General features: G+C 69.7%; 25 protein-coding genes. 13 read left to right on the top strand and 12 right to left on the bottom strand.

Translation table 11 applies throughout. The features are described 5' to 3' along the window. Positions 1-4: 4 nt before the first annotated feature. Positions 5-403 (bottom strand): DUF3099 domain-containing protein, encoded by a 399-nt coding sequence (locus G6N60_RS11610; protein WP_163743819.1) that lies wholly within the window; start codon positions 401-403, stop codon positions 5-7. A gap of 88 nt (positions 404-491) precedes the next feature. Here G6N60_RS11610 and G6N60_RS11615 point away from each other — a divergent pair, with 88 nt between their 5' ends. After that, entirely contained in the window at positions 492-728 is a 237-nt protein-coding gene (locus G6N60_RS11615) for a DUF3039 domain-containing protein (RefSeq protein ID WP_163736869.1), read from the top strand. Here the strand turns inward: G6N60_RS11615 and G6N60_RS11620 are convergent. Both G6N60_RS11620 and G6N60_RS11625 read right to left on the bottom strand, forming a co-directional pair. Next, positions 718-1716: a YihY/virulence factor BrkB family protein gene (locus G6N60_RS11620; RefSeq protein WP_163743821.1), complete on the bottom strand. Its 999-nt coding sequence runs from the start codon at positions 1714-1716 to the stop codon at positions 718-720. The genes G6N60_RS11615 and G6N60_RS11620 overlap by 11 nt on opposite strands. A gap of 62 nt (positions 1717-1778) precedes the next feature. Beyond that, the gene (locus G6N60_RS11625) at positions 1779-1970 is read right to left on the bottom strand and encodes a DUF7455 domain-containing protein (RefSeq protein WP_163736872.1); all 192 of its coding nucleotides are present in this window, start codon (positions 1968-1970) and stop codon (positions 1779-1781) included. Positions 1971-2106: 136 nt separating this feature from the next. Here G6N60_RS11625 and G6N60_RS11630 point away from each other — a divergent pair, with 136 nt between their 5' ends. Continuing rightward, complete coding sequence (locus G6N60_RS11630; protein ID WP_163736877.1) at positions 2107-2475, top strand: DUF952 domain-containing protein; 369 nt, start codon at positions 2107-2109, stop codon at positions 2473-2475. On the opposite strand, the gene G6N60_RS11635 is transcribed toward G6N60_RS11630, so the two are convergent. Next, on the bottom strand, positions 2460-2831 hold the full coding sequence (locus G6N60_RS11635; protein WP_163736880.1) for a Rid family hydrolase: 372 nt from the start codon (positions 2829-2831) through the stop codon (positions 2460-2462). The two genes, G6N60_RS11630 and G6N60_RS11635, sit on opposite strands and share 16 nt — an antisense overlap. An 81-nt stretch (positions 2832-2912) precedes the next feature. On the opposite strand from G6N60_RS11635, the gene G6N60_RS11640 reads away from it, so the two are divergent. Next, on the top strand, positions 2913-3677 hold the full coding sequence (locus G6N60_RS11640; RefSeq protein WP_163736883.1) for a hypothetical protein: 765 nt from the start codon (positions 2913-2915) through the stop codon (positions 3675-3677). Between the two features lie 230 nt (positions 3678-3907). Here the strand turns inward: G6N60_RS11640 and G6N60_RS11645 are convergent, their stop codons facing one another. Both G6N60_RS11645 and G6N60_RS11650 read right to left on the bottom strand, forming a co-directional pair. Continuing rightward, the gene (locus G6N60_RS11645) at positions 3908-4282 is read right to left on the bottom strand and encodes a nuclear transport factor 2 family protein (RefSeq protein WP_163736885.1); all 375 of its coding nucleotides are present in this window, start codon (positions 4280-4282) and stop codon (positions 3908-3910) included. Between the two features lie 286 nt (positions 4283-4568). Next, positions 4569-5966 (bottom strand): RNA polymerase sigma factor, encoded by a 1398-nt coding sequence (locus G6N60_RS11650; protein WP_246240578.1) that lies wholly within the window; start codon positions 5964-5966, stop codon positions 4569-4571. A gap of 409 nt (positions 5967-6375) precedes the next feature. Between G6N60_RS11650 and G6N60_RS11655 the strand changes: the two genes are divergently transcribed. Next, on the top strand, positions 6376-9138 hold the full coding sequence (locus G6N60_RS11655) for an AAA family ATPase (protein ID WP_246240581.1): 2763 nt from the start codon (positions 6376-6378) through the stop codon (positions 9136-9138). A gap of 9 nt (positions 9139-9147) precedes the next feature. On the opposite strand, the gene ppgK is transcribed toward G6N60_RS11655, so the two are convergent. Further along, complete coding sequence (gene ppgK / locus G6N60_RS11660) at positions 9148-9927, bottom strand: polyphosphate--glucose phosphotransferase (protein ID WP_163736891.1); 780 nt, start codon at positions 9925-9927, stop codon at positions 9148-9150. A 66-nt stretch (positions 9928-9993) separates the two neighbouring features. Here ppgK and G6N60_RS11665 point away from each other — a divergent pair, with 66 nt between their 5' ends. Further along, a complete protein-coding gene (locus G6N60_RS11665) occupies positions 9994-10854 on the top strand; it encodes an inositol monophosphatase family protein (RefSeq protein WP_163736895.1) in 861 nt (286 codons plus the stop codon). Positions 10855-10859: 5 nt separating this feature from the next. Here the strand turns inward: G6N60_RS11665 and cei are convergent, their stop codons facing one another. Further along, on the bottom strand, positions 10860-11510 hold the full coding sequence (cei, locus tag G6N60_RS11670) for an envelope integrity protein Cei (protein ID WP_163736898.1): 651 nt from the start codon (positions 11508-11510) through the stop codon (positions 10860-10862). Positions 11511-11680: 170 nt separating this feature from the next. On the opposite strand from cei, the gene G6N60_RS11675 reads away from it, so the two are divergent. Further along, complete coding sequence (locus G6N60_RS11675) at positions 11681-11983, top strand: DUF4193 domain-containing protein (RefSeq protein ID WP_083059801.1); 303 nt, start codon at positions 11681-11683, stop codon at positions 11981-11983. 22 nt (positions 11984-12005) lie between these two features. On the opposite strand, the gene G6N60_RS11680 is transcribed toward G6N60_RS11675, so the two are convergent. Then, positions 12006-12494 (bottom strand): DUF3093 domain-containing protein, encoded by a 489-nt coding sequence (locus G6N60_RS11680; RefSeq protein WP_163736900.1) that lies wholly within the window; start codon positions 12492-12494, stop codon positions 12006-12008. A 25-nt stretch (positions 12495-12519) separates the two neighbouring features. On the opposite strand from G6N60_RS11680, the gene dut reads away from it, so the two are divergent. Then, positions 12520-12984 carry a dUTP diphosphatase gene (gene dut, locus G6N60_RS11685; protein ID WP_163736903.1) on the top strand — a complete coding sequence of 155 codons (465 nt, stop codon included), beginning with the start codon at positions 12520-12522 and terminating at the stop codon, positions 12982-12984. Then, on the top strand, positions 12984-13751 hold the full coding sequence (locus G6N60_RS11690) for a DUF3710 domain-containing protein (RefSeq protein ID WP_163736908.1): 768 nt from the start codon (positions 12984-12986) through the stop codon (positions 13749-13751). Before dut ends, G6N60_RS11690 begins: the two co-directional genes overlap by 1 nt. A gap of 6 nt (positions 13752-13757) precedes the next feature. Here G6N60_RS11690 and G6N60_RS11695 read toward each other — a convergent pair whose 3' ends face one another. Further along, positions 13758-14456: an alpha/beta fold hydrolase gene (locus tag G6N60_RS11695; RefSeq protein ID WP_163736911.1), complete on the bottom strand. Its 699-nt coding sequence runs from the start codon at positions 14454-14456 to the stop codon at positions 13758-13760. Positions 14457-14631: 175 nt separating this feature from the next. On the opposite strand from G6N60_RS11695, the gene G6N60_RS11700 reads away from it, so the two are divergent. Genes G6N60_RS11700 through G6N60_RS11710 form a run of 3 tightly spaced genes read left to right on the top strand, consistent with a single transcriptional unit; the run spans position 14632 to position 17203 of the window. Then, the gene (locus G6N60_RS11700) at positions 14632-15003 is read left to right on the top strand and encodes an OB-fold nucleic acid binding domain-containing protein (RefSeq protein ID WP_163736915.1); all 372 of its coding nucleotides are present in this window, start codon (positions 14632-14634) and stop codon (positions 15001-15003) included. Further along, positions 15000-15731, top strand: a complete 732-nt coding sequence (locus G6N60_RS11705) for a DUF3159 domain-containing protein (protein ID WP_372511017.1) — start codon at positions 15000-15002, stop codon at positions 15729-15731. The genes G6N60_RS11700 and G6N60_RS11705 overlap by 4 nt, the downstream gene beginning before the upstream one ends. Positions 15732-15775: 44 nt before the next feature. Continuing rightward, positions 15776-17203, top strand: coding sequence for an MFS transporter (locus G6N60_RS11710; protein ID WP_246240583.1), 1428 nt, complete (start codon positions 15776-15778; stop codon positions 17201-17203). Between the two features lie 3 nt (positions 17204-17206). On the opposite strand, the gene G6N60_RS11715 is transcribed toward G6N60_RS11710, so the two are convergent. Further along, entirely contained in the window at positions 17207-17866 is a 660-nt protein-coding gene (locus G6N60_RS11715) for a potassium channel family protein (protein WP_163736918.1), read from the bottom strand. Between the two features lie 28 nt (positions 17867-17894). Further along, positions 17895-18569 (bottom strand): potassium channel family protein, encoded by a 675-nt coding sequence (locus tag G6N60_RS11720; RefSeq protein WP_163736921.1) that lies wholly within the window; start codon positions 18567-18569, stop codon positions 17895-17897. 109 nt (positions 18570-18678) lie between these two features. On the opposite strand from G6N60_RS11720, the gene G6N60_RS11725 reads away from it, so the two are divergent. Together G6N60_RS11725 and G6N60_RS11730 are read left to right on the top strand one after the other, a co-directional pair. Continuing rightward, positions 18679-20670, top strand: a complete 1992-nt coding sequence (locus G6N60_RS11725) for an APC family permease (RefSeq protein WP_163736924.1) — start codon at positions 18679-18681, stop codon at positions 20668-20670. Next, a complete protein-coding gene (locus G6N60_RS11730; RefSeq protein ID WP_163736927.1) occupies positions 20667-21896 on the top strand; it encodes a class I SAM-dependent RNA methyltransferase in 1230 nt (409 codons plus the stop codon). The genes G6N60_RS11725 and G6N60_RS11730 overlap by 4 nt, the downstream gene beginning before the upstream one ends. The last annotated feature ends 55 nt before the right edge of the window (positions 21897-21951 follow it).

The following is a 21951-nucleotide window of genomic DNA, read 5'->3' on the forward strand; positions in this document are numbered from 1 at the left end:
CAGATCAGGGAACGTCGTGCCGCCATTGTGCGGAGTCCGGTTGCGGCGTGGATTCGATGCGCGCCTCGATTGCGGGCCGCGCGGCGGTGGGGAAGAGGGGAATGCGGCCGCGGTCCTGATACCGCCGGGGTTCTTCGGCGCGGCGCGGTGGTCGGTCGTTGGCGATCAGCACGGCAATCCACGGCAGGGGAATCGACGCGATCAGGATGCCCAGTGAGATCAATCCGTTGTGCCAGATCCCGTAGGCGGCCGCCGCGCAGAGGAAGACGGGCACGCGCCACGACATGATCTTCAGATACCTGCGGACCCGCTCGCGATGCTGATCCTCGTAGGGTTCCGCAGCGCGTGTGATGAGGACTGGTCGACCTTCGTCGTCGAAACTCAGCTCAGGGCTTTGTTTCATGTCTCTACTGTTCCACACACCGACGGTGGGGAAACGGCTGGGAACTGTCCGGTTTCTTACCGATCGCATCCCGGGCACAATGATGGTCATGGACACCCAGACCATCGAACGCACCGAGACCGACGAACGGGTCGACGACGGTACCGACGACGACGGCCCCAAGGTCTTCCACTACGTCAAGAAGGACAAGATCGTCCAGAGCGCCGTGGAGGGCACGCACGTCGTGGCGCTGTGCGGCGAGGTGTTCCCCGTGACGAAGTCGGCCAAGCCGGGTTCGCCGGTGTGCCCGGACTGCCAGCGGATCTACCAGAGCCTCAAGAAATAGTCGGCGGCCGGTCGCCGGCGTCGGCGTCCCGCCCGTCCGCGTCCTGAGGACCTGCGGGCGCCTCGGTGCCGTTGCCGGCGCGCTCACCCAACCAGTCCCGCAGGCGGTTGGCGTGGGTGTCTGGCGCGGGCCACTCCTCTTGAATCGCCGCGTTGAGTTCGGCGCCCATCATGATCGAGAAGCCCAGGAAGAACGCGAACAGCAGGAACGCGATCGGCGTCGCGAGTGCGCCGTAGGTGTAGCCGGTGCCAGTGATCCACGTCAGGTACACCCGCAGGCCGAGGGTGGCGACCAGGAAGACGATCGCGGCGAGCACCGAGCCGTACAGAAGTCGGTGTGAGGGAAGCGGATTCGGCAGCGACACCCGGTAGAGGACGTTGACCGCGATGACGAGGCCCACGAACAACACCGGGTAGTAGCCGTAACTCAGGAAGTACTGCCAACTCTCGGGGATGTGCTGGGCGATCTTCGTCGGTCCGATCGCCAGCAGCGGCGCGGTGGCGATGATGAACACCAAGCCCACGACGTACAGACCGAGGGCATAGAACCGCTGTCGGACGGGGTGGCGCAGTTCGGTCTGATCGTGGGCCTCCACGACGGAGTCGACGAATGCGGAGACCGCCGAGGACCCCGCCCACAACGAGATGACGAACCCGAGTGACACCACCTCGCCGCGCGCGCCGGCGACGATGTCGGCGACTGTCGGCTGAATGATCTCGTTGACGACGTTGCTCGAGAAAAGATTTCTCGCCGTGCTCACCAGCCGCAGCTGGATCGTCTGCAACGTGGTGGGCCCGAAGAGGGGCGCCACGTAGGCCAGGCTGCCGAGCATGCCGAGCAGGAGCGGGGGCAGGGATAGCGCGCACCAGAAGGCCGCCTGTGCCGACTCCGAGAAGATGGAGTCGTCCCAACTCTTGGACAGGGTGCGTTTGAGCATGCGCCACGCGTGATGGCGAGTGGGCCGTGCCGGCTGAGTGGGGTCGTTCATGACCAGACCAGCATTCACGAAGACGCCCCGCGGTGCGGGACGTCATCGCTCAGCGCGTCGCTCTAGGCGTCGGCGGGGCTGCTCTCGAGCACCGCCGCGAGCTCGACCAACTTGGCCTCGTGCTCGTTGGCGTGATGCTGGCAAAAGAGCAACACGGCGCCGGACGGCAGCTTCGCACGCACTCGGGCGGCAGCGCCGCACCGGTCGCAGCGATCAGCCCGAGTAAGTTCGGGGCTCATCAGAGTTGCGTTCATGGCGCCTCCTCCATATCTGCTTCGTGCGTACGTCCACTCTCTCAGACGTTTTCGCTTCCGGCCTTGTTCCCCGGTCGTTAACCGGTGTGTCGTGTCTCACCTAATCCCCACATTGCGGGCACGGCAAACTGACCTGATGATGACGTCGCCCACAGAGCTGTTCCACTTGTGCACCGTCGACGAGTGGGAGGACGCCGTCGGTTCCGGCGAGCGGCGGCCGCCATCGCTGGGCGAGCAAGGCTTCGTGCACCTTTCGTCCCGCGATCAAGTGCACCTGCCCGCCACGAGGCTGTACGCGGGCCGTCACGACATGCTCCTGCTGCGGCTCGATCCCGACGAGTTGACGGCCCCCGTTCGATGGGAGCCAGGGGTGCCGACCGATCCGGAGGCGATGACCTTCCCGCACCTCTACGGGCCCTTACCGGTGCGGGCCGTGGTCGACGTCACGCCGTATCTTCCTGCCGCCGATGGCACGTTCGCGCCGCTGACTCACTCGCAGACGTAGGCGTCGACTTCGATCTCCACCACGAGGTCGGGGGAGATCAAGGCGGAGACCTCGACCATGGTCGACACGGGGCGCACCGTTGCGAAGACCTCGGCGTGGACCGCGCCGATCTCCTGCCAGAGGGCAATGTCGGTCACGAACATCCGGGTGCGCACGACGTCGGCGAGGGCGGCGCCCGCCTCGGCGAGGGCAGTTTCGATGCAGCGGAGCGCCTCTCGCGTCTGCGTGGCCGCGTCGGCACCCGGGGCGGTGGTGCCCGCCACGACGACGAGCGGTCCGACGCGCACCGCGCGCGAGTACCCGACGGCGGTTTCGAACGGTGATCCCGATGAGACGTCGAGTCTGCGTGGCGGCATGGCACGACGCTATCGCCGAACCCGCGTCGTCGACGCACGTTCCGCCCCGCCGACGGTGGGGCGTCCGTAAACTCCCGAAACGTGGGAACTTTGGCTGGATTCGCGCCGTGGATCGTCTACTGGGTGCTCGACGGCAATCTCCCGTCCGCGGTCGCCGCAATGGTCGCCCTCGTCCTCGCCGCGGGTGCCCTGCTCGCAGATCGGGTCACGGGCACCCCCGTGCAGGCGATCCAAATCGGTTCGGCTGCAACCTTTGTCGCCGTGACCATCATGGGCACGCTCGGCGGTGGCACCGTCGCGACGGCGTGGGGTCCCGTGGTCAGCTACGGCGGCCTGTTGGCCACGACGCTCTTCTGTGCGGTCACCGGCACGCCCATGGTTCGGGCGTTCGCCGTCGTCGGGCCGCCGACGGATCCCTCGCGCAGCGAGGAGTTCGCCACGATGCGCGTCCTGGCGACCCGCATCTGGGCGGTCGCGGCCGCGGTGATGACGGTGGCGTCCGCCGCGACTGCCATCGCGCCATGGCGCGGCGTGCCTGCAACGGTCGGCACGTGGGGCATCCCGGTGCTGGCCTTTGGTGTCGCCGCGGTGGCGTCGCGCATCCTCTCCGAGCGCGCCATCAGCGCTGCCGCCAACCCGGGAGTGGTGCGACGGACGTCATTCGTCGCGTTCCGCGAGCTGGCAATCGACGAGCTGTACTACCTGGCTCGCGAGAAGGTCGAGCGGGAGGTCGGCGCCGGCATGGAGGCTTACGACGTCAACCTCGGCAGTGCGGGCACCCCGCTCACCGGCGACGAGTCGCGCGAATCGTGGGCAGCGACCTACAAGGTGCGCGAGCGGCGATAGACCTCCAGGTAGTCGCGCACTAGAGACCCATTCACGCAGGAAAATACGCGTGGCCGGGCGGCCGTGCGGGCGCCAATATCCCGGACTGGGCAACCCCTCGCGCCGTGAGGCCGTAGATCCACGCCCAATCGCTAGGCCCACTCAGCTGCGGCGTCGGCGGGAGATCGGCGTGCCCGCGCGAGGGCCCCCTTTACCCCGGCGTGGTGGCTCACTGGCTGCTGGTGCGAATGTCAGGACTTGGCCGACTGCTGGTACAACGCGAGCTTCCACGAGCCACCGGTGCGCTGATACACCGAGGACATTGCGCCGACGAACGGCGCGTCTGCGCCATCGCGCCATCCCGTCCCGGTGTACACCAGCGCTGCGGTGTCGTCTCCGATCGTGATGAGGCGCGCGTCGTCGATCTCGTAGCGCGTCCATGGTGGCGACTGGCCGAGGGCCGCGACGACGGTGTCGCGATCCATCACCATCCCGTTGGCCAGCACCATGAGCCCGTCCTCGATCATCAGGTCGCCGTAGAACCGGTCGCCGGTGCCATCACTCAGTGACTTCCACCCCTCGTGTTCGAGGGCCAGCAATTCCTCGGTGGTCTTCGAATCGGTCATGCCGCAGGGCTACCCACCCGTGCCCATCGTGCAACCGCTAGTGCTGTTCTCTGAGGTGGGCGAGATCCACGTGCGGTCTGCCGGGGGTCGCGGCGGGGACGGGAGTGAGGTGCACCGGCCCTCGCCGCTCCCGCACCTATGCCGCCAGCGCCGCCTTGACGATGCTGAACGGGCGGTAGACGCACGTGGCGAAGGCGTCCCTCGGCGCGCGCCTGAATGTGGTTGCGCGAGAACGAATCTGCGGTGCTGTTCTCCGACCACCGCACGTCGATACCGAACGTATCGACTAGTCCAGGTAGTCGCGCAGCACCTGCGAGCGGCTGGGGTGGCGCAGCTTGCTCATCGTCTTCGATTCGATCTGGCGGATGCGCTCGCGCGTGACGCCGTAAACCTGGCCGATCTCGTCGAGGGTGCGCGGCTGACCGTCGGTGAGGCCGAACCGCAACCGCACGACGCCCGCCTCGCGCTCGGACAGCGTCTCGAGCACCGACTGCAACTGGTCCTGCAGCAGCGTGAACGACACCGCGTCCACGGCCACGACGGCCTCGGAGTCCTCGATGAAGTCGCCGAGCTGGCTGTCGCCCTCGTCGCCGATGGTCTGGTCGAGTGAGATGGGCTCGCGCGCGTACTGCTGGATCTCCAGCACCTTCTCGGGCGTGATGTCCATTTCCTTGGCGAGCTCTTCCGGCGTCGGCTCGCGACCCAGGTCCTGCAGCAGCTCGCGCTGGATGCGACCCAGCTTGTTGATGACCTCGACCATGTGCACCGGGATGCGGATGGTGCGGGCCTGGTCGGCCATGGCGCGGGTGATGGCCTGACGAATCCACCACGTGGCGTACGTCGAGAACTTGTATCCCTTGGTGTAGTCGAACTTCTCGACCGCACGGATGAGGCCCAGGTTGCCTTCCTGGATCAGGTCGAGGAACGCCATGCCGCGTCCGGTGTAGCGCTTGGCCAGGGAGACCACCAGGCGCAGGTTGGCTTCGAGGAGGTGGTTCTTCGCGCGGTCGCCGTCGCGGCAGATCCACAGGTAGTCGCGCCGCTGCGCGGTCGTCAGCTTCTCGCCCTTGTCGGCCATCTCGGCCATCAACTGGGTGGCGTAGAGGCCCGCTTCGATGCGCTTGGCGAGCTCGACTTCCTCTTCGGCGTTGAGGAGGGCGACCTTGCCGATCTGCTTGAGGTAGGCGCGCACCGAGTCCGCGGACGCGGTGAGCTCGGCGTCCTTACGGGCCTGCCGCAGCGCCTCGGATTCCTCTTCGTCCCAGACGAAGTCGCCGGAGGCCTTGTCCTTCTCGGAGGGCTCGGCGATGTCGTCGTCGGCGCCGTCCTTGACGGCCTTGCCGTCGGCGGGCACCACGGCCTCGTCAGCGGTGTCGTCGACCTCGACCTCGAGGTCTTCCAGTTCGAGGTCGGCTTCGACCTCGAGATCCTCGTCGGGTTCGGCGTCGAGGTCGTCGGTGGTCTCGAGCACGTCCGTCGCGACGACGTCGTCGCCCTCGACGGCCTTCTTGCCGCGGCCGGCGGGGCCTGCCGCCTTGGCGGCCTTCTTCGCGGGGGCCTTCGCCGCGCGCTTGGCGGGTGCGCTGCCGTTGGCGGTCTTGGGCGCGGCCTTCTTCGCGGGGGCCTTCGTGGCGGTGCGCTTCACCGGCTCGTCGATCGCCGGGCTTACCTTCGTCGCTGCCACGTGCACCCCTTCGGTCTTGCGAGACTCGGTGGCGTGGGCGTGCACCACCGTTAAACGTCGGCTGTTCGATGATGGCGTCGATATCGGCTTGGATACTCACCGCCATCCGTGTGCGGCCGCCGTTGACCATTGTAACGACAGTGTGGGGAACTGCCGCTACGAGCGGCGAATTGACCGTCCGCGGCCGCTCCGGCGGCGTGTCGACGTCGCGGGCTCCGGCGAGCGGCCGCCCACCTCGACCCGTGGTGGCCCACCCGGCCATTCGATTGCCAAACCCGACGGTTTCGGTGAGTAATTCCGCCCGGCCTGGTGCGACAACGGTCATGACAATGGCCGATCACGGTACCGGCAGTGGCGTCAGATCGCCCGCGCTGCTGCGGGAACCTTTGCTGACTGCCATGATGGTCGGGTGCCCTTGGCAACGGCGAGTCGCTCGCGGGAGCGCCAGGCGGTGGACGACCTGCTGGTCGCCGCCGACCGCGCGCCGTCGGCACTGGTCATCCTCGGCGAGCCGGGAATCGGCAAGACCACGCTGTGGCTCCACGGCGTGACCCGCGCCGAGGAGTGGGGGTTCCGCGTGCTGTCCACGCGCGCCGACGAAGCCGAGTCGGTGCTCGCGTACGCGGCGATCGCCGATCTGCTCGACGACGTCGAGCCCGAGGTACTCGCCGGGCTCCCCGAACTGCAGCGCCTCGCGCTGGACCGGGTACTGCTGCGGACGGGCACCGAGGGGCCTCCCACCGATCAGCGGGTGACCGGGTCGGCGGTGGCGGCGGTCGTCTCGGCGCTCGCCACCGAGCTACCGGTCCTGCTCGCCATCGACGACGCCCAGTGGTTGGACGTGTCGAGTCGGGCGGTGCTGTCCTTCGCCGCGCCGAGGGTCACCGGGCGCGTCGCGATGCTGCTCACCGCGCGGGCGCACGCGACCGAACCCGACCCCGCCCACTGGCTGCACCTCGCGACACCCGAGGCGGTGAGTCGCGTGCGCGTCGGTCCGCTGAGCCTCGGGGCCCTGCACACGATGATCCTCGACCGGTTCGGCAAGGCTTTCCCCCGACCGACAATGGTGCGCATCGCCGAGGTGTCCGGTGGCAACCCCTTCTACGCGCTGGAGCTGGCGCGCGGCGTGGACGACCGGTCGGCGATCGTCGACTCGGCGCTGCCGAGCACGCTGACCGAGCTCGTCCGGCTGCGCACCCAGCACTTCGACGGCGAGATCGGCGACCTGCTGCTGGCCGCGTGTTCGGTCACCGACCCCACGGTCGATCTCCTTGCCCGCGCCGCGGGCGTTTCCGTCGAGCGGGTCGCCGGAATGCTCCACGGCCCCGAGCGCGAGGGCATCGTCCGGCGCGACGGCGATCACGTGCGCTTCGCCCACCCGCTGCTGGCCCGCGGCATCTACACCCACGCGGGCCCCGTCCGCCGTCGCCGGATGCACCGCCGGCTGGCCGACGTCGAGGAGCAACCCGAGCTCAAGGCCCGTCACATGGCGCTGGGGTCCTCGACCGCGGACCCCGACACCCTGCACGCCCTCGACGAGGCCGCGGTGGCGGCCATCGAGCGGGGGGCCGCCGCGGCGGCGGCCGACCTGTACGAACTAGCCATCGGACTCGGCGGTGACACCCCGGCGCGGCGGCTCAGCGCCGCCGAACAGCATCTGCGAGCGGGTGATTCGCGCCGGGCACGTCGGCTGATCGAGGCGGGTCTGAACCGCTTCGAGGCGGGATCGACGCGCGCGGCCGCGCTGACCCTGCTCGGATCGGCCCGGATGGGTGACTACGACTACGCCGGCGCCCTGCCGATACTCGACGAGGCCGTCGCGCAACCCGTCGACGATCCGGCCGTGTCGGTCGAGGCGCAGCTGTGGCGATCGCGCGCGCAGTCCATGACCGGTAGCCGTGACGCCGCCAGGAGCAGCGCGCACGCCGCGGTCGCCGATGCGGAGCGCTGCGGTGATCCCAAGCTGATCAGTCAGGCGATCGCGCTGCGCATCATGCTGGACTGCGCACACGGCGGCCCCAGGGACGAAGCGGCGATGCGTCGCGCGCTGGACCTCGAGGTGCCCGACCCCGACGTCTCGGCACAGTTTCGCGCCAGTGTCGCCGACGCCGTCACCGCATCGTGGATGGGACGTCTCGACGAGGCCCTGGTGGGACTGATCGCCGCCCGGCGGCGCTGCGTGGAGATGGGTTCGGACTCCGACCTCGTCTACGTCGCCGGACATCTGTCGATGGTCTACACGTGGCTGGGCCGCTACTCGGTGGCGGCGGACGTCGCCGAGGACGTGCTGCGGCGCGGGGAGAGCGTCGGCCGCGGCTACCCGGTCGTGATCGGGCGCACGCAGCGCGCACTGGCCTCGGCCTACCTGGGGCGCGAACGCACTGCTCGCGAAGACGCCCGCATCGCCATCGCCGGCGCCCGCCAGTGTGGGGCGGCGTTCCTCGAGGTGTGGCCGCTGATCACGCTCGGCTTCCTCGAACTGTCGCTGGGCAGGCACGAGGAGACGCTGAAGGTGTTGGCGCCACTGCTCGACGGCGCCGTCGGCATGGGCGCGCAGGGCATCTTCCCGACGTCGTATCTGCCCGACGCGGTCGAGGCGATGGTGGCGCTCGGCCGGCTCGAGGAGGCCGCGCCGCTCGTCGAGTCGATGGAGGCCAACGGCGTCGAGTCGCAGCGACCGTGGATATTGGCCACGGGGTCGCGGTGTCGGAGCATGCTGTACGCCGCCGCCGGGGACCTGGGTCACGCCGAGGCCACCCTGCAGCAAGCCATGGCCCACCACGAACGCCTGCCCATGCCGTGCGAGCGGGCCCGCACGCAACTCTTCCTCGGCCAGGTGCTGCGCCGTCAGCGCAAGAAGAACGCTGCCGCGGCGACTCTGCGCGAGGCGTTGACCACGTTTCGAGATCTCGGTATGCCGTTGTGGGCCAACCGAGTTGGCGTCGAGTTGGGCAGGGCCGACGCGCCTCGCGTCACCGACTCCGACCTGACCCCGTCCGAACTGCGGGTGGCACGGTCGGCGGCCGCGGGCCTGTCCAACAAGGACATCGCCTCGGCGCTGTTCATCAGCCCCAAGACCGTCGAGCACAACCTCAGCAGCGTGTACCGCAAGCTGGGCGTGCGGACGCGTGCCGAATTGGCAAGTCGCTCAGCGGATTTGGGCCAGAACTAGGCGTCGGGACTAGGCCTTGCCGATGGCCTGGGCCACCTCGGCGGCCATCGCCGCGCCGACGATGCCGGCCTCGTTCTCCAAGGCGGCCGCCACGACGGGAGTCCGGTTCTGCAGCAGGGGAATCCACTTGTCGGCCTTGCGGCTGATGCCCCCGCCGGCGATGAACAGGTCGGGCCACACGGCGTTCTCGATGACGACGAGCACCTTGGTGACCTCCTTGGTCCAGCGCTCGTAGCTCCAGTCCTTGGCCTCCTTGATGGAGGAGGCGGCCCGGTGTTCGGCTTCCTTGCCGTCCACCTCGAGATGGCCGAATTCGGTGTTGGGCAACAGCACGCCGTTGTTGATGACGGCGGATCCGATGCCCGTGCCGAACGTGAGGAGGACGATGACGCCGGTATTGTCGCGTCCCGCGCCGAACTTCTCCTCGGCCAGGCCCGCGGCGTCGGCGTCGTTGAGGACGGTGACCGAGCGACCGCCGAGGGCCTTGCTGATGACGTCCTGGGCGTCGGTGCCGATCCAACCCTTGTCGACGTTCGCGGCGGTGCGGACGAGTCCCTCGGTGACGACGCCGGGGTAGGTGACGCCGACCCTGCCCTGCCAGCCGAAGTGGTCGACGACGGTGGCGATGGTCGCGGCGACGGCGTCGGGGGTCGAGGGTTGGGGTGTCGGCAGTTTGAACCGTTCACCGACGAGCTTTCCGGTGTCGAGATCGACGATGCCGCCCTTGACCCCGCTCCCGCCGACGTCGACGCCCAGTCCCTGGTGGGCGTTGTCTGAGGGTGCCGTCATGAACGCTCCTCCACGAGAGACCTACGGGTGCGACGCGAACCACACACTAGTGCCTCGCCTCGTGCGATGTGTTGCGATGGGACCGTGAGCGTCGACAGTGATCCTGGCAGCCTACGAGCCGTCGCCGAGTTGCTGGCTACCGAGGCGGCGGCGTTCGTCCGACGCCGCAGGACCGAGGTCTTCGGCGTGGATTCGGTCCCCGAGCAGGGCGCTTCGGCGGTGCGCACCAAGAGTTCCCCGACCGATCCGGTGACGGTCGTCGACACCGAGACCGAACGCCTGCTGCGCGATCGGCTGGCCGAATTGCGGCCCGGTGAGCCGATTGTCGGCGAGGAGGAGGGCGGTTCGCCGCTGGGCTCTCCCGGCACGCCGACCTGGGTGCTGGACCCCATCGACGGCACGGTGAACTTCGTCTACGGCATCGAGGCGTACGCGGTGTCGGTGGGTTGTCAGGTCGACGGCCGGTCGGTCGCGGGTGCCGTGGCGAACGTGTCGACGGGCGAGGTCTTCTCGGCTGCCCTGGGCCAGGGCGCACACCTGCGACGCGATGGCGCGTCGATCGCGTTGCGCTGCAACCCGATCGACGACGTGACGATGGCACTCGTCGGCACCGGCTTCAGCTATTCGCCGCAGCAGCGCCAGGAACAGGCCGACGTATTGGCGCGGCTGCTCGCGGGCGTGCGGGACGTCCGGCGGATCGGGTCGTGCGCGCTGGATCTGTGCATGGTCGCCGCCGGCCGGCTCGACGCGTACTACGAACTCGGCGTGAACGTATGGGACTGGGCGGCGGGCGCGCTGATCGCGCAGGAGGCGGGCGCGGCCCTACTGCTGCCGCCGGTGGAGTCCGGGTCGAGCCTGATCGCCGCCGCCGCGCCCGGCATCGCCGTCGAGTTCGACGCGCTGCTGGCGCGGGCGGGCGCCCGCTGACGGGCTCAGCAGGACGTCGAGTGCACCTTCTTCAGTAGCGCCGGATCCGCGGGCTGCGTGGCGTCGGGCTTGAGGCTGGCGAGCACGGCGTCGGTGTCGTCGTTGTGGGAGACCTCGGTGAAATCGGTGCCGATGGCCAGGTCGACGGTGTCGTCGGGGCGCTGGTCCTGGTAGAGCTCCGTGCACGGCGCGACGAGCCACAGCGCGGCTGCGGCGGCGCGGCCCGCGGGCCCGAAGCGGATCTGGCCCTGGCACGTCAAGCGCGTGTTCTCGTAGACGGTGTCGTTGCCCGCGGTGGGCGGGGCGAAGCCGAGGTCACGCAGTGCGCCGGCCACCTCGGCGGCCTGGCCGCCCTGGCCGCTGGCGTTGAGCACCCGGATCTTGGTGTCGGCGAGCTTGGCCGGGGTGACGTCGGTCATGGTCGACGCGGACACCTGCGTGCCGAGCGCGGTCTGCGTGGCGTCCGCTGCCGGAGGGGGCGGGTTGCACGCGACGGCCTGCTTGACGTCGGTGGGCTGATTGAACGCGACGACCCAGACCGCACCCGTGGCGATCGCCAGGACGGCGAAGACGACGATGGCGGGGACGACGTTGCGTCGCCGGAACGGGCGCCCGTGTTTGTCGAAGGCCGTGCCGGACGTGATCTGCGCTACCACCCCTGCACCTTAAGGCCAGGACCGACGGGCGACCGCTACCAGCCGATTTGCCCTGTGATGCAAATCACACGGTCATCCACTGCGCGACGGGGCACGAATCATTAGGTGGATGCGTTCTGCGCTGGTACAAAGCTCTGTCGCATCAAGACGGAATGACAAGGAGGGGACGGATGGCTACTGACTACGACGCCCCGCGGCGCACCGAGACCGACGACGTATCCGAGGATTCGCTCGAGGAACTGAAGGCCCGGCGCAACGAAGCTCAATCAGCGGTCGTCGACGTCGACGAGTCCGAATCCGCCGAGTCCTTCGAACTGCCCGGGGCCGATCTGTCCGGCGAGGAACTGTCGGTGCGGGTCGTGCCCAAGCAGGCCGACGAATTCACCTGCTCCAGCTGTTTCCTCGTCCACCACCGCAGCAGGCTCGCCAGCGAGAAGGGCGGCGTCATGATCTGCACGGACTGCGCGGCCTGAGTTCTCTCTCGGCGGCCGACGTTCAACTGCGCAGCGCAGCCAGGACGCGGTCGGGCTGGCGGCAGCTGACCAACCAGTACGGGGTCGGGTCCTCCGGATCGTCCAGCACGACGAGGACCATCGCCGGCACCCAGGCGCGGTGGACGACGAACGCCGCAGGATCGAGCTGGCGCCCGAGCGCCGCCGACTTCGCCGAGCGCGGCACCACGGCCGAGCGGGAGATGACGTCGACCGGCAGATGTGCGGAGCCGACCCACAATTCGGTCGTCGCACCCTCGCCGTTCGAGGTGCTGACGACGCGCACCTCGACGCGCCCCAACCACACCAGCGCGGCCGCCGCGACGGGTAGCAGGACGGCGTAGGGCACCCAGATCGCGAGTGACCGGATGCCGAGGTTCACCTCGTAGGCGATGATGACGGCCAAACCGAACCCGGGTAGCCACCACCACCACGGCACCCACAGCCGTTCCCGATAACGCACGGTTTGGGTGGCTGCGCGCGTGTCTGACACGCGGCCAAGAGTAATCTCCGTGGTCGTGTCCACCTCTCTGGCGGTCGTGCGGCTCGACCGCGACCTGCCCCTGCCCACCCGGGCGCACGACGGCGATGCCGGCGTCGACCTGTTCAGCGCCGTCGACGTCGAGCTCGCTCCTGGCCGGCGTGCCCTGGTGCCCACCGGAATCGCGGTGGCCATTCCGTACGGCATGGTCGGCCTGGTGCATCCCCGGTCGGGATTGGCGACGCGCGTAGGGCTTTCGATCGTCAACACCCCGGGCACCGTCGACGCGGGGTACCGCGGCGAGCTGAAGGTGACGCTGATAAACCTCGACCCCGAGCACGCCATCGTCGTGCGACGCGGTGACCGGATCGCGCAGCTTCTGGTGCAGCGGGTCGAACTTCCAGAGCTGGTCGAGGTCGCGTCGTTCGACGAGGCCGGACTAGCTGACACCACCCGTGGCGCCGGCGGCCACGGCTCCTCCGGCGGACACGAGAGTCTGTAATGGCATTTGGCAAGCGCAAGAACGACGTTCGCACCTCCGAGCCCGCGCCCGAGGAGGCTCCGGCACCCGCGGTCGAGCCGGACGGCGACCTCGTCGGACCGTTCGACATCGAGGACTTCGACGACCCCGCGCTGGCACTCGTCGGCAGGCACGACCTCGGCGCGGTGCTGATCCCCGAGAACGAGGCCGCCGAGCTCGCGGTCGAGGTGAATCAGCAGGGCGTGCCCACCATGGCGTGGATGGTGACGTCGAACGGTCGCTACAACGTGACCGCCTACGCGGCCCCCAAGGCGGGCAGCCTGTGGCGTGAGGTCGTGACCGAGGTCGCCGAGTCGTTGCGCAACGAGGCCGCCGAGGTGAGCATCCAGGACGGCCCCTGGGGTCGCGAGGTCGTCGGGCACATGACCAATGGACCCGAGCCCGTCGTGATGCGCTTCATCGGCGTCGACGGCTATCGGTGGATGGTCCGCGGCGCCGCGGTCGGGTCACCGGCCACCGCGGAGGCGATCGCCCAAGACCTGCGAAACGCGTTGTCCGACACCGTCGTTCGTCGCGGTGACACCCCGCAGCCGGTGCGCAACATGCTGCCGTTGCAGTTGTCGGAGGCGCTGATCGGGCGTCTGCGGGCCCGCGCCGAGCAGATGATGGCCGAGCAGGCCGCGCAGGCCGATCAGCCTGAGCAGCCCCCAGAGCCGCCTGTGCCGGCGGCGCGTCGCAGCGAGCAGGGCACGGCCATGCAGCAGCTGCGCACCATCACCGGCGGGTAGCCGCGGTCACAGGTCGCCGAGCGCGGCCACGCACGCCGCGCCGACGACGCCCGGGTCGGCGCCCAATTCATCGAGGGTGAAGGTGCGCAACGCCGCGTTGGCGGCCGCGGTGACCCACTCGGCCGCCACCTCGACTGGGTGGACGGGATCGTCGGTCGCCGCGGCCACCCCCATCGGTGCGGCGAGCGACTCCAGCTCCCTGGCCGTGGGGGCGACGTAGTGGGCCGCAGCCTCCATCGCGTCGGGAAGGTCGGGCCACTGGCCCACCCAGGAGCGGGTGAGTTCCTGCGCGAGCCAGGCCGGACTGGACGCCGTCATCTTCGCGATGGCCGACGCCAACCCGTCGCGGCGCAGCGCCGCGGCGGTGTAGCCGGCCGACAGGGCGGCGGCCGCGGTGTCGGGACGTCCGGTCCATGCGGGCAGCCCCGCCAGCACCGCGACGACGTGCCGGGGATGGCTCAGCGCCCAGGCGGTGGCGACGGCCGCGCCGATCGAGATGCCGCCGACGGCCACGGGTCCGTCGCGGGCGGCGTCGTCGATGGCGTCGAGGTACCCCTCGACGAGCCGCGTCGGCTCCGGTGCCGGCGTGACGACCCTGGCGCCCACACCGTGCAGGGCGGGGGCGAAGGCGCGGTAGACGTAGTCGTCGTCGGACCCCGTGCCGGCGAGGAGGACGGCGGTGACTCCCTGCAGATCGACGGCCATCCCTCGATCGTGCCGGGTGCCGTCACCCGAGCGCGAGCAGGGGGAGTAGAACGGTCCGCGACAGGGTAATGACATCACCTGTGCGCCACGTGGCAAATCGGAACCAACAGGTCTACGGTGGCGTTGGTTAAGAGGTGGGTCAACGGTTGACCACACCACTTGAGTAGGAGAGACCATGGCTACGGCCGAAGGTTATCTACGTCGACTGACGCGTCGGCTCACGGAGGATCCGGAGCAGCAGGACGTCGAAGTTCTCAGTGACGAAGCCGCCACGACCGGCGCGCAGCGGGCGATCGACTGCCGGCGCGGCCAGGAAGTGACGATGGTCGGCACCCTGCGGGCCGTCGAGACCAACGCCAAGGGCTGCGCGGGCGGAGTCCGCGCCGAACTGTTCGACGGGACCGACGCGGTGATGCTCGTCTGGCTCGGCCAGCGCCGCATCGCAGGCATCGAGTCCGGACGCACGCTGCGGGTGCACGGCCGGCTGGGCAAGTTGGAGAACGGCACCAAGGCGATCTACAACCCCCACTACGAGATTCAGAAGTGAGTCGCCGCGACACCGCGGACGAGCACAGTAGTTCCCCCGAGGACACGGCGTCCGACGCCGAGTCCGAAAGCCAGTTCAGCGCCCGGGCCATCCTGGACCAGATGGGCGGCATCAGCGGCCTGATCTACTCCTCGCTGCCGGTCCTGGTCTTCGTTCCGGTGTCGTCGTTCTTCGGGCTGAAGTGGGCCATCGGCGCCGCGCTCGGCGTGGCGTTCCTGATCCTGGTGTGGCGGCTGGTGCGACGCGAGACCGTGCAGCCCGCGGTGTCCGGCTTCATCGCCGTCGGCGTGAGCGCCTTGATCGCCTACCTCGTCGGTGCGTCCAAGGGGTACTTCCTGCTGGGCATCTGGTCGTCGCTGATCTACGCCGGGGTGTTCGCGCTGTCCGTGGTGATCCGGCGACCCGTCGTCGGCTACGCCTGGGGCTGGGTCAACGGCCGTGACAAGGACTGGCGGGGGGTGCGTCGCGCGCTCCACGCGTTCGACATCGCCACCGTGGTCTGGGCTCTGGTGTTCGCCGCCCGCTTCCTGGTCCAGAACCGGCTGTATGCCGCCGACCAGACGGGACTGCTCGGCGTCGCACGCATCGCGATGGGCTGGCCGCTGACCGCCGTCGCCGCGCTGGCCACCTACCTCGCCATCCGCACGGCTCAGCGCGCGCTGCATGCGGCCGAGGACACGGTCGACCCGGTGGAGGCGCCGCGCGCCTCGGAGGCGCAGGCCGACTGACCGCCAGCGCGCGCTCGGACGCGACCGGCCGGGTCCTGGTCGCCGTGGCGGTGCTGGCCTCCTTCGTCGCATTCCTCGACGGCTCGGTGGTCAACCTGGCGCTCCCGGCCATCGCCCGGGACTTCGGCGGCGGGCTCGCCCTGCAGCAGTGGGTCGTCGACGGTTACCTGCTGACGCTCGGTGCGCTCATCCTCGTCGCGGGCGCGGTGTCCGACCAGTTCGGCAGGCTCGCGGTGCTGCGCATGGGTCTGGCCGTGTTCGCCGTCGGCTCGCTGGGCTGCGCGGTCGCCCCGGACGGCGGCATCCTCGTCGCGGCGCGCTGTCTGCAGGGCGTCGGCGCGGCCTTCCTGGTGCCCAGTTCGCTGGCGATGATCAACGCCAGGTTCAGCGGCGCCCGCCAGGCCGGGGCCATAGGCACCTGGACGGCGTGGACGGGTACGGCGTTCGTCGTGGGGCCGCCGCTGGGTGGGCTGCTGGTGGACGCCTTGAACTGGCGGTGGGTGTTCGGCATCAACGTCGTCCCGCTGGCCGTGACGCTCTACCTGACCACGAAGCTGGCGCCCGAGGAGTTCGGCGCCCGCCGGGCCGCGCGCGTCGACGTCGTCGGTGCGGCGCTCGGTGCGGTCGGTCTGAGCGCCACCGTGTACGCGCTGATCGAGCTGCAGCGGCTGGGCCTCGGGCACGCGACGGTGCTGGGCGGCCTGGTGCTCGGCGTCGGCTGCCTCGCGGCGTTCCCGTGGTGGGAAGCCCGCACGCCGAACCCGATCCTGCCGCTGCACCTGTTCACCGTCCGCAACTTCGCCGTCGGCAATCTCGCGACGGTGTTCCTGTACGCCGCGATGTCCCTGGGAACGCTGATCGTCGCGCTGTTCCTGCAGGAGGCCGTGGGCATGTCCGCGTCGCAGGCCGGGCTGGCGACGCTGCCGCTGCCGGTGCTGTCCTTCTTCCTCGCCCGCCCGTTCGGCACGCTCGCGGGTAGACGCGGGCCCCGCGTCTTCATGGGCGTCGGGCCGGTCGTGGCCGCCACGGGCTTCCTGCTGCTGACGAGGGCGCAGGTGCCGTTCGACTTCTGGACCCAGCTGCTGCCGGGTCTGGTCGTGTTCGGGATCGGCATGTCGATGACGGTGTCACCGCTCACGGCAGCGGTGCTCGCCGCGGTCGACCCGGCGCAGAGCGGGATCGGCTCCGCGGTCAACAACGCGGTGTCGCGGGTCGCGGGTCTGATCTCCGTCGCCTTCACCGGCGTGATCGTCGGATCCGCCTCCGATCACCAGAACGGTTCGGCGGCAATGACTTTCGCCGGGTTCCGAGATGGCGCCACGGTGGTGGCCGGGCTGTTCGTCCTCGCCGGGGTGGTGTCGGCGATCGGGATCAGCAATCGCCAGTGCGACACCAGCCGGATCCCGCAGGCGGCCACCGCGGGGTCGCGCGACAGGGCCGCACCGCCGCCGGCGCTGACCGGACCCGACTGATCGTCAGTTCGGGTGCAGCAGCAGCTCGCGCAGCCTCTCCTCGACCTCGTCGATCGCGACGAACAGCAGTTCGTCGCCACCCTCCAGCGGTTCGTCGTCCTCGGGCACGATCACGCGCGATCCCCGCAGGATCGTCACCAGGGCAGCGTCGCGCGGCAGCTCCAGACGCTTCACGGCCTTGCCGCCCCACGGGGTGTCGTCGGGCAGGGTGATCTCGACGAGGTTGGCCTGGCCCTTGCGGAAACTCATGAGCCGCACCAGATCTCCGACCGAGACGGCCTCCTCGACGAGCGACGCGAGCATGCGCGGCGTCGACACCGCGACGTCCACGCCCCACGCCTCGTCGAACAGCCACTCGTTGCGGGGATCGTTGACCCGCGCCACCACCCGCGGCACCGCGAACTCGGTCTTGGCGAGCAGGCTCAGCACCACGTTGGCCTTGTCGTCACCGGTCGCGGCGATCACGACGTCGAACTCCTCGAGCTTCACCGCCTCGAGCAGCGTCAGCTCGCACGCGTCGCCGAGCCGCCAGTGCGCCGCCGGGATCGCGTCGGTGTCGACGTGGTCGGGGTTGCGTTCCAGCAGCGTGACCTCGTGGCTGTCCACCAGCTCCCGGGCAATCGACCGGCCCACGGCGCCGGCCCCTGCGATGGCGACCTTCACGGGTTCCTCACTGCTCCTCGCGTCCGCATCACTGGTCCTCGGCGTCGTCGCCGGGCGGCTGCGCGGCGATGGCCATGGCCTCGGCGACGTGCCCGGAGATGGCCGCCAGGTAGACCTGGTCGCTGGCCTGGATGACCGTCTTCTTGTCGGGGAGCAGTCCGGTGCCGAATCGGATCATGAACGCCACCCGGCCGCCGGTGACGGCCTCCAACGCCGTGACGCGGTGGCCGACCCAGCCCTCGTGCAGCGGCAGTTCGGTGACGCCCACGTTGCCCGTCGGGTCCCGCCACCGGGTGGTCTCGCTCTCCCTGGTCAGGACGTTGAGGAGCCGGTCGGTCGTCCACGGCACGGTGGCCACCGTGGGGATGCCCAGCCGCTCGTAGACCGCGGCGCGCTTGGCGTCGTAGATGCGGGCGACGACGCGCTCGACGCCGAACGTCTCGCGGGCGACGCGCGCGGAGATGATGTTCGAGTTGTCGCCGGAGGACACCGCCGCGAACGCGCCGGCGCCCTCGATGCCCGCCCGCAGCAGGACCTCGCGGTCGAAGCCCATGCCGAGCACGCGCTCGCCGGGGAACTCGGGGGAGAGGCGGTGGAAGGCCGTGCCGTCGCGGTCGATGACGGCGACCTCGTGACCGATCCTGGCCAATCCATCGGCAACCGATGCACCCACCCGGCCGCATCCCATGACCACTACACGCACGCGTCGATCCTCCCAGTGGTTCGGCAGAAACGGATGTTGGCGAACCTGCGCACCCGGAACGCTACAGCTTTCGAACCTCGGGTGACCGTTGGGCTTACTCTTGGCAGTCGTGTCCAAGCTTTCGACCGCTGCGCGCCGGTTGGTACTGGGTAGACCATTCCGCAGCGACGCGATGGGCCATACGTTGCTGCCCAAGCGGATCGCCCTTCCCGTCTTCGCGTCCGATGCGCTCTCCTCGGTGGCGTATGCGCCCGAGGAGATCTTCCTCGTCCTGTCCGTTGCGGGGCTGACGGCCTACTCGGTGGCCCCGTGGATCGGCGTCGCCGTGGCCGCGGTGATGCTCGTGGTGATCGCGAGCTACCGGCAGAACGTGCACGCCTATCCGTCGGGGGGCGGGGACTACGAGGTGGTGACGACCAACCTGGGCCCCACCGCCGGGCTGACGGTCGCCAGCGCACTGCTCGTCGACTACGTCCTCACGGTGGCGGTGTCGATGGCCTCGGCGATGTCCAACATCGGGTCGGCGGTCCCCTTCATCGCCCAGCACAAGGTGCTCCTCGCGGTCGCGGCCATCCTGCTGCTGGCGTCGCTGAACCTGCGGGGCATCCGGGAGTCGGGGACCGCGTTCGCGATCCCCACCTATGCCTTCATGATCGGCATGTACATCATGATCGGCTGGGGGCTGTTCCAGATCTTCGTGCTCGGCCACCACCTGAGGGCCGAGACGGCGGGCTTCACGGTGAAGTCCGAGCACGGGGACGTCCTCGGCTTCGCAATGGTCTTCCTGGTGGCACGGGCGTTCTCGTCCGGGTGCGCGGCGCTCACCGGGGTGGAGGCCATCAGCAACGGGGTGCCCGCCTTCAAGAAGCCCAAGTCGCGCAACGCCGCGACGACGCTGCTGCTGCTCGGGGCCGTCGCGGTGTCGCTGTTCATGGGCATCATCCTGCTGGCCAAGGCCACCGGCGCCAAGGTCGTCGACTCGGTGGACCAGCTCGGCGGCGCCCCCGCCGGATATCACCCCAAGACGCTCATCACGCAGCTGGCGAACGCGGTGTTCAACGGCTTCCCGATCGGGTTGTACGCCATCGCCGGCGTGACCGCGCTCATCCTGGTGCTGGCCGCCAACACCGCGTTCAACGGCTTCCCCGTCCTCGGGTCGATCCTCGCCCAGGACCGGTTCCTGCCCCGGCAGCTGCACACCCGCGGGGACCGGCTCGCCTTCTCCAACGGCATCCTGTTCCTGGCGTTCGCCGCGATCGCGTTCGTGGTGGCCTTCCGCGCCGAGGTGACCGCACTCATCCAGCTCTACATCGTCGGGGTGTTCGTCAGCTTCACGCTCAGTCAGATCGGCATGGTCCGGCACTGGACGCGGCTGCTGCGCACCGAGACCGACCGCGCGGAGCGGCGCAGGATGTTCCGGTCACGGATCATCAACGCGATCGGCCTGGTCTGCACGGGCACGGTGCTGGTCGTGGTGGTCATCACCAAGTTCCGGGCGGGCGCCTGGATCGCCATCCTCGCGATGAGCTTCCTCTTCGTCGTGATGCGGCTGATCCACAAGCACTACGCGACGGTCTCGCGGGAGTTGGAGTCGCGCGCGGCCGAGGAGGGCGACGTCGTCCTGCCCAGCCGCAACCACGCCATCGTCCTGGTGTCCAACCTGCACCTGCCGACCAAGCGGGCGCTGGCCTACGCGCGGGCCACCCGGCCCGACGTCCTCGAGGCCATCACGGTCAACGTGGACGACGAGGAGGCCCACGAGCTGGTGCACAAGTGGGAGGACAGCGAGGTCTCGGTGCCGCTCAAGGTCATCGCCTCGCCGTACCGCGAGATCACGCGGCCCGTGCTGGGTTACGTGAAGCGCATCATCAAGGACTCCCCGCGCACCGTGGTCACGGTGTTCATCCCCGAATACGTGGTCGGCCACTGGTGGGAGCAGGTGCTGCACAACCAGAGTGCCCTGCGGCTCAAGGGCAGGCTGCTCTTCGAGCCGAACGTCATGGTCACATCCGTTCCCTGGCAATTGAATTCGTCGGAACGGCTCAAGGGCATCGAGGAGCAGCCCGCGCCGGGTGACGCGCGGCGGGGCTTCCTCGATTGACGACCCTCACCCTGACCGTCGGGTCCGCTGCGAACGGCGGCAGCTGCGTGGCCCGCCACGATGGCCGCGTCGTGTTCGTCCGCTACGCGCTGCCCGGCGAGGTGGTCGTGGCGCGCGTGACCGAGGAACGCGGAAGCCACTGGCACGCCGAGGCCATCGAGATCGTCGAGGCGTCTGACGACCGGGTGGACTCCCTCTGTCCGATCGCCGGTGTCGACGGCTCCGGGTGCTGCGACCTGGCCTACGCGACCCCGGCGGCGGCGCGTCGGCTCAAGGGTGGCGTGGTGGCCAACCAGCTGGAACGGCTCGGCGGACACCGGTGGGAGGGCGACGCCGAGGAGGTCGGCGCGGTGGGCGCGACGGGCTGGCGGACGCGGGTGCGGCTCGACGTCGCCGCCGACGGGGACCAGGCCGGCCGCGCCGGATTTCACCGCTACCACAGCGCCGAACTGGTCACCGACCTCGCGTGCGCCCAGGTGCCCGACGGCATGCTCGCCGGTCTCGACGACCGCAGGTGGCCGCCGGGAGCGCAACTGCACGTCGCGCTCGACGATGCGGGCACCCGCCACGTCGTGCAGTCCGGACCGCGCTCGGACCGCAGGGCCTCGACACGCGCGGTCGAGGGCGACTACGAGGCCGTCCAGCGCGTGGGGGGACGGACCTGGCGCGTTCCGGTGACCGCGTTCTGGCAGGCCCACCGCGACGCGGCGAGCGTCTACAGCGAGCTGGTGCGCGACCGTGCGCAGCTCAGCCCCGGCATGACGGCGTGGGACCTGTACGGCGGCGCGGGGGTCTTCGCCGCCGTGCTCGCCGAATCCGTCGGCGAGACCGGACACGTGCTGACCGTCGACACGTCGCGGGGATCGGCGCGGTCGGCCAGGGCGGCGCTGGCCGACCTCGGCTGGGTCGAGGTGCTCACCGACTCGGTGCGACGGGCACTCGGCGGGCAACGGCGCAGGCCCGACGTCGCCGTCCTCGATCCGCCGCGCACCGGCGCCGGCCGTGACGTCGTCGACCTGCTCGCCGCGGCCGAGGTGCCGCGGATCATCCACATCGGTTGCGAGGCAGCATCATTCGCGCGCGACGTGGGTCTGTACCGCGGCCACGGCTACACGGTCGAGGAGGTCAGGGTGTTCGACTCCTTCCCGCTCACGCACCACGTCGAATGCGTCGCGGTGCTGTCGCGCGCAGCCGGGTCGAACGTCGGCAGCCCAGCGCAGGTGTGACGGACTCGGCCAGGCTTGCCGGGCCGGCTTTCCTACCCGTGGGTAAACTGGGCTG

This window comes from Mycolicibacterium madagascariense, assembly GCF_010729665.1.
Taxonomy (GTDB): Bacteria; Actinomycetota; Actinomycetes; order Mycobacteriales; family Mycobacteriaceae; genus Mycobacterium; species Mycobacterium madagascariense.

Bases quoted from the DNA above. Each gene is read 5' to 3' on its own strand.
- G6N60_RS11665 (WP_163736895.1), top strand. From the start codon at position 9,994: ATGTGTTGCGATGGGACCGTGAGCGTCGACAGTGATCCTGGCAGCCTA.
- G6N60_RS11610 (WP_163743819.1), bottom strand. From the start codon at position 403: ATGAAACAAAGCCCTGAGCTGAGTTTCGACGACGAAGGTCGACCAGTC.
- G6N60_RS11690 (WP_163736908.1), top strand. From the start codon at position 12,984: ATGGCATTTGGCAAGCGCAAGAACGACGTTCGCACCTCCGAGCCCGCG.
- G6N60_RS11635 (WP_163736880.1), bottom strand. From the start codon at position 2,831: ATGCCGCCACGCAGACTCGACGTCTCATCGGGATCACCGTTCGAAACC.
- G6N60_RS11645 (WP_163736885.1), bottom strand. From the start codon at position 4,282: ATGACCGATTCGAAGACCACCGAGGAATTGCTGGCCCTCGAACACGAG.
- G6N60_RS11620 (WP_163743821.1), bottom strand. From the start codon at position 1,716: ATGAACGACCCCACTCAGCCGGCACGGCCCACTCGCCATCACGCGTGG.
- G6N60_RS11615 (WP_163736869.1), top strand. From the start codon at position 492: ATGGACACCCAGACCATCGAACGCACCGAGACCGACGAACGGGTCGAC.
- G6N60_RS11675 (WP_083059801.1), top strand. From the start codon at position 11,681: ATGGCTACTGACTACGACGCCCCGCGGCGCACCGAGACCGACGACGTA.
- ppgK (WP_163736891.1), bottom strand. From the start codon at position 9,927: ATGACGGCACCCTCAGACAACGCCCACCAGGGACTGGGCGTCGACGTC.
- G6N60_RS11630 (WP_163736877.1), top strand. From the start codon at position 2,107: ATGATGACGTCGCCCACAGAGCTGTTCCACTTGTGCACCGTCGACGAG.
- G6N60_RS11625 (WP_163736872.1), bottom strand. From the start codon at position 1,970: ATGAACGCAACTCTGATGAGCCCCGAACTTACTCGGGCTGATCGCTGC.
- G6N60_RS11695 (WP_163736911.1), bottom strand. From the start codon at position 14,456: ATGGCCGTCGATCTGCAGGGAGTCACCGCCGTCCTCCTCGCCGGCACG.
- G6N60_RS11700 (WP_163736915.1), top strand. From the start codon at position 14,632: ATGGCTACGGCCGAAGGTTATCTACGTCGACTGACGCGTCGGCTCACG.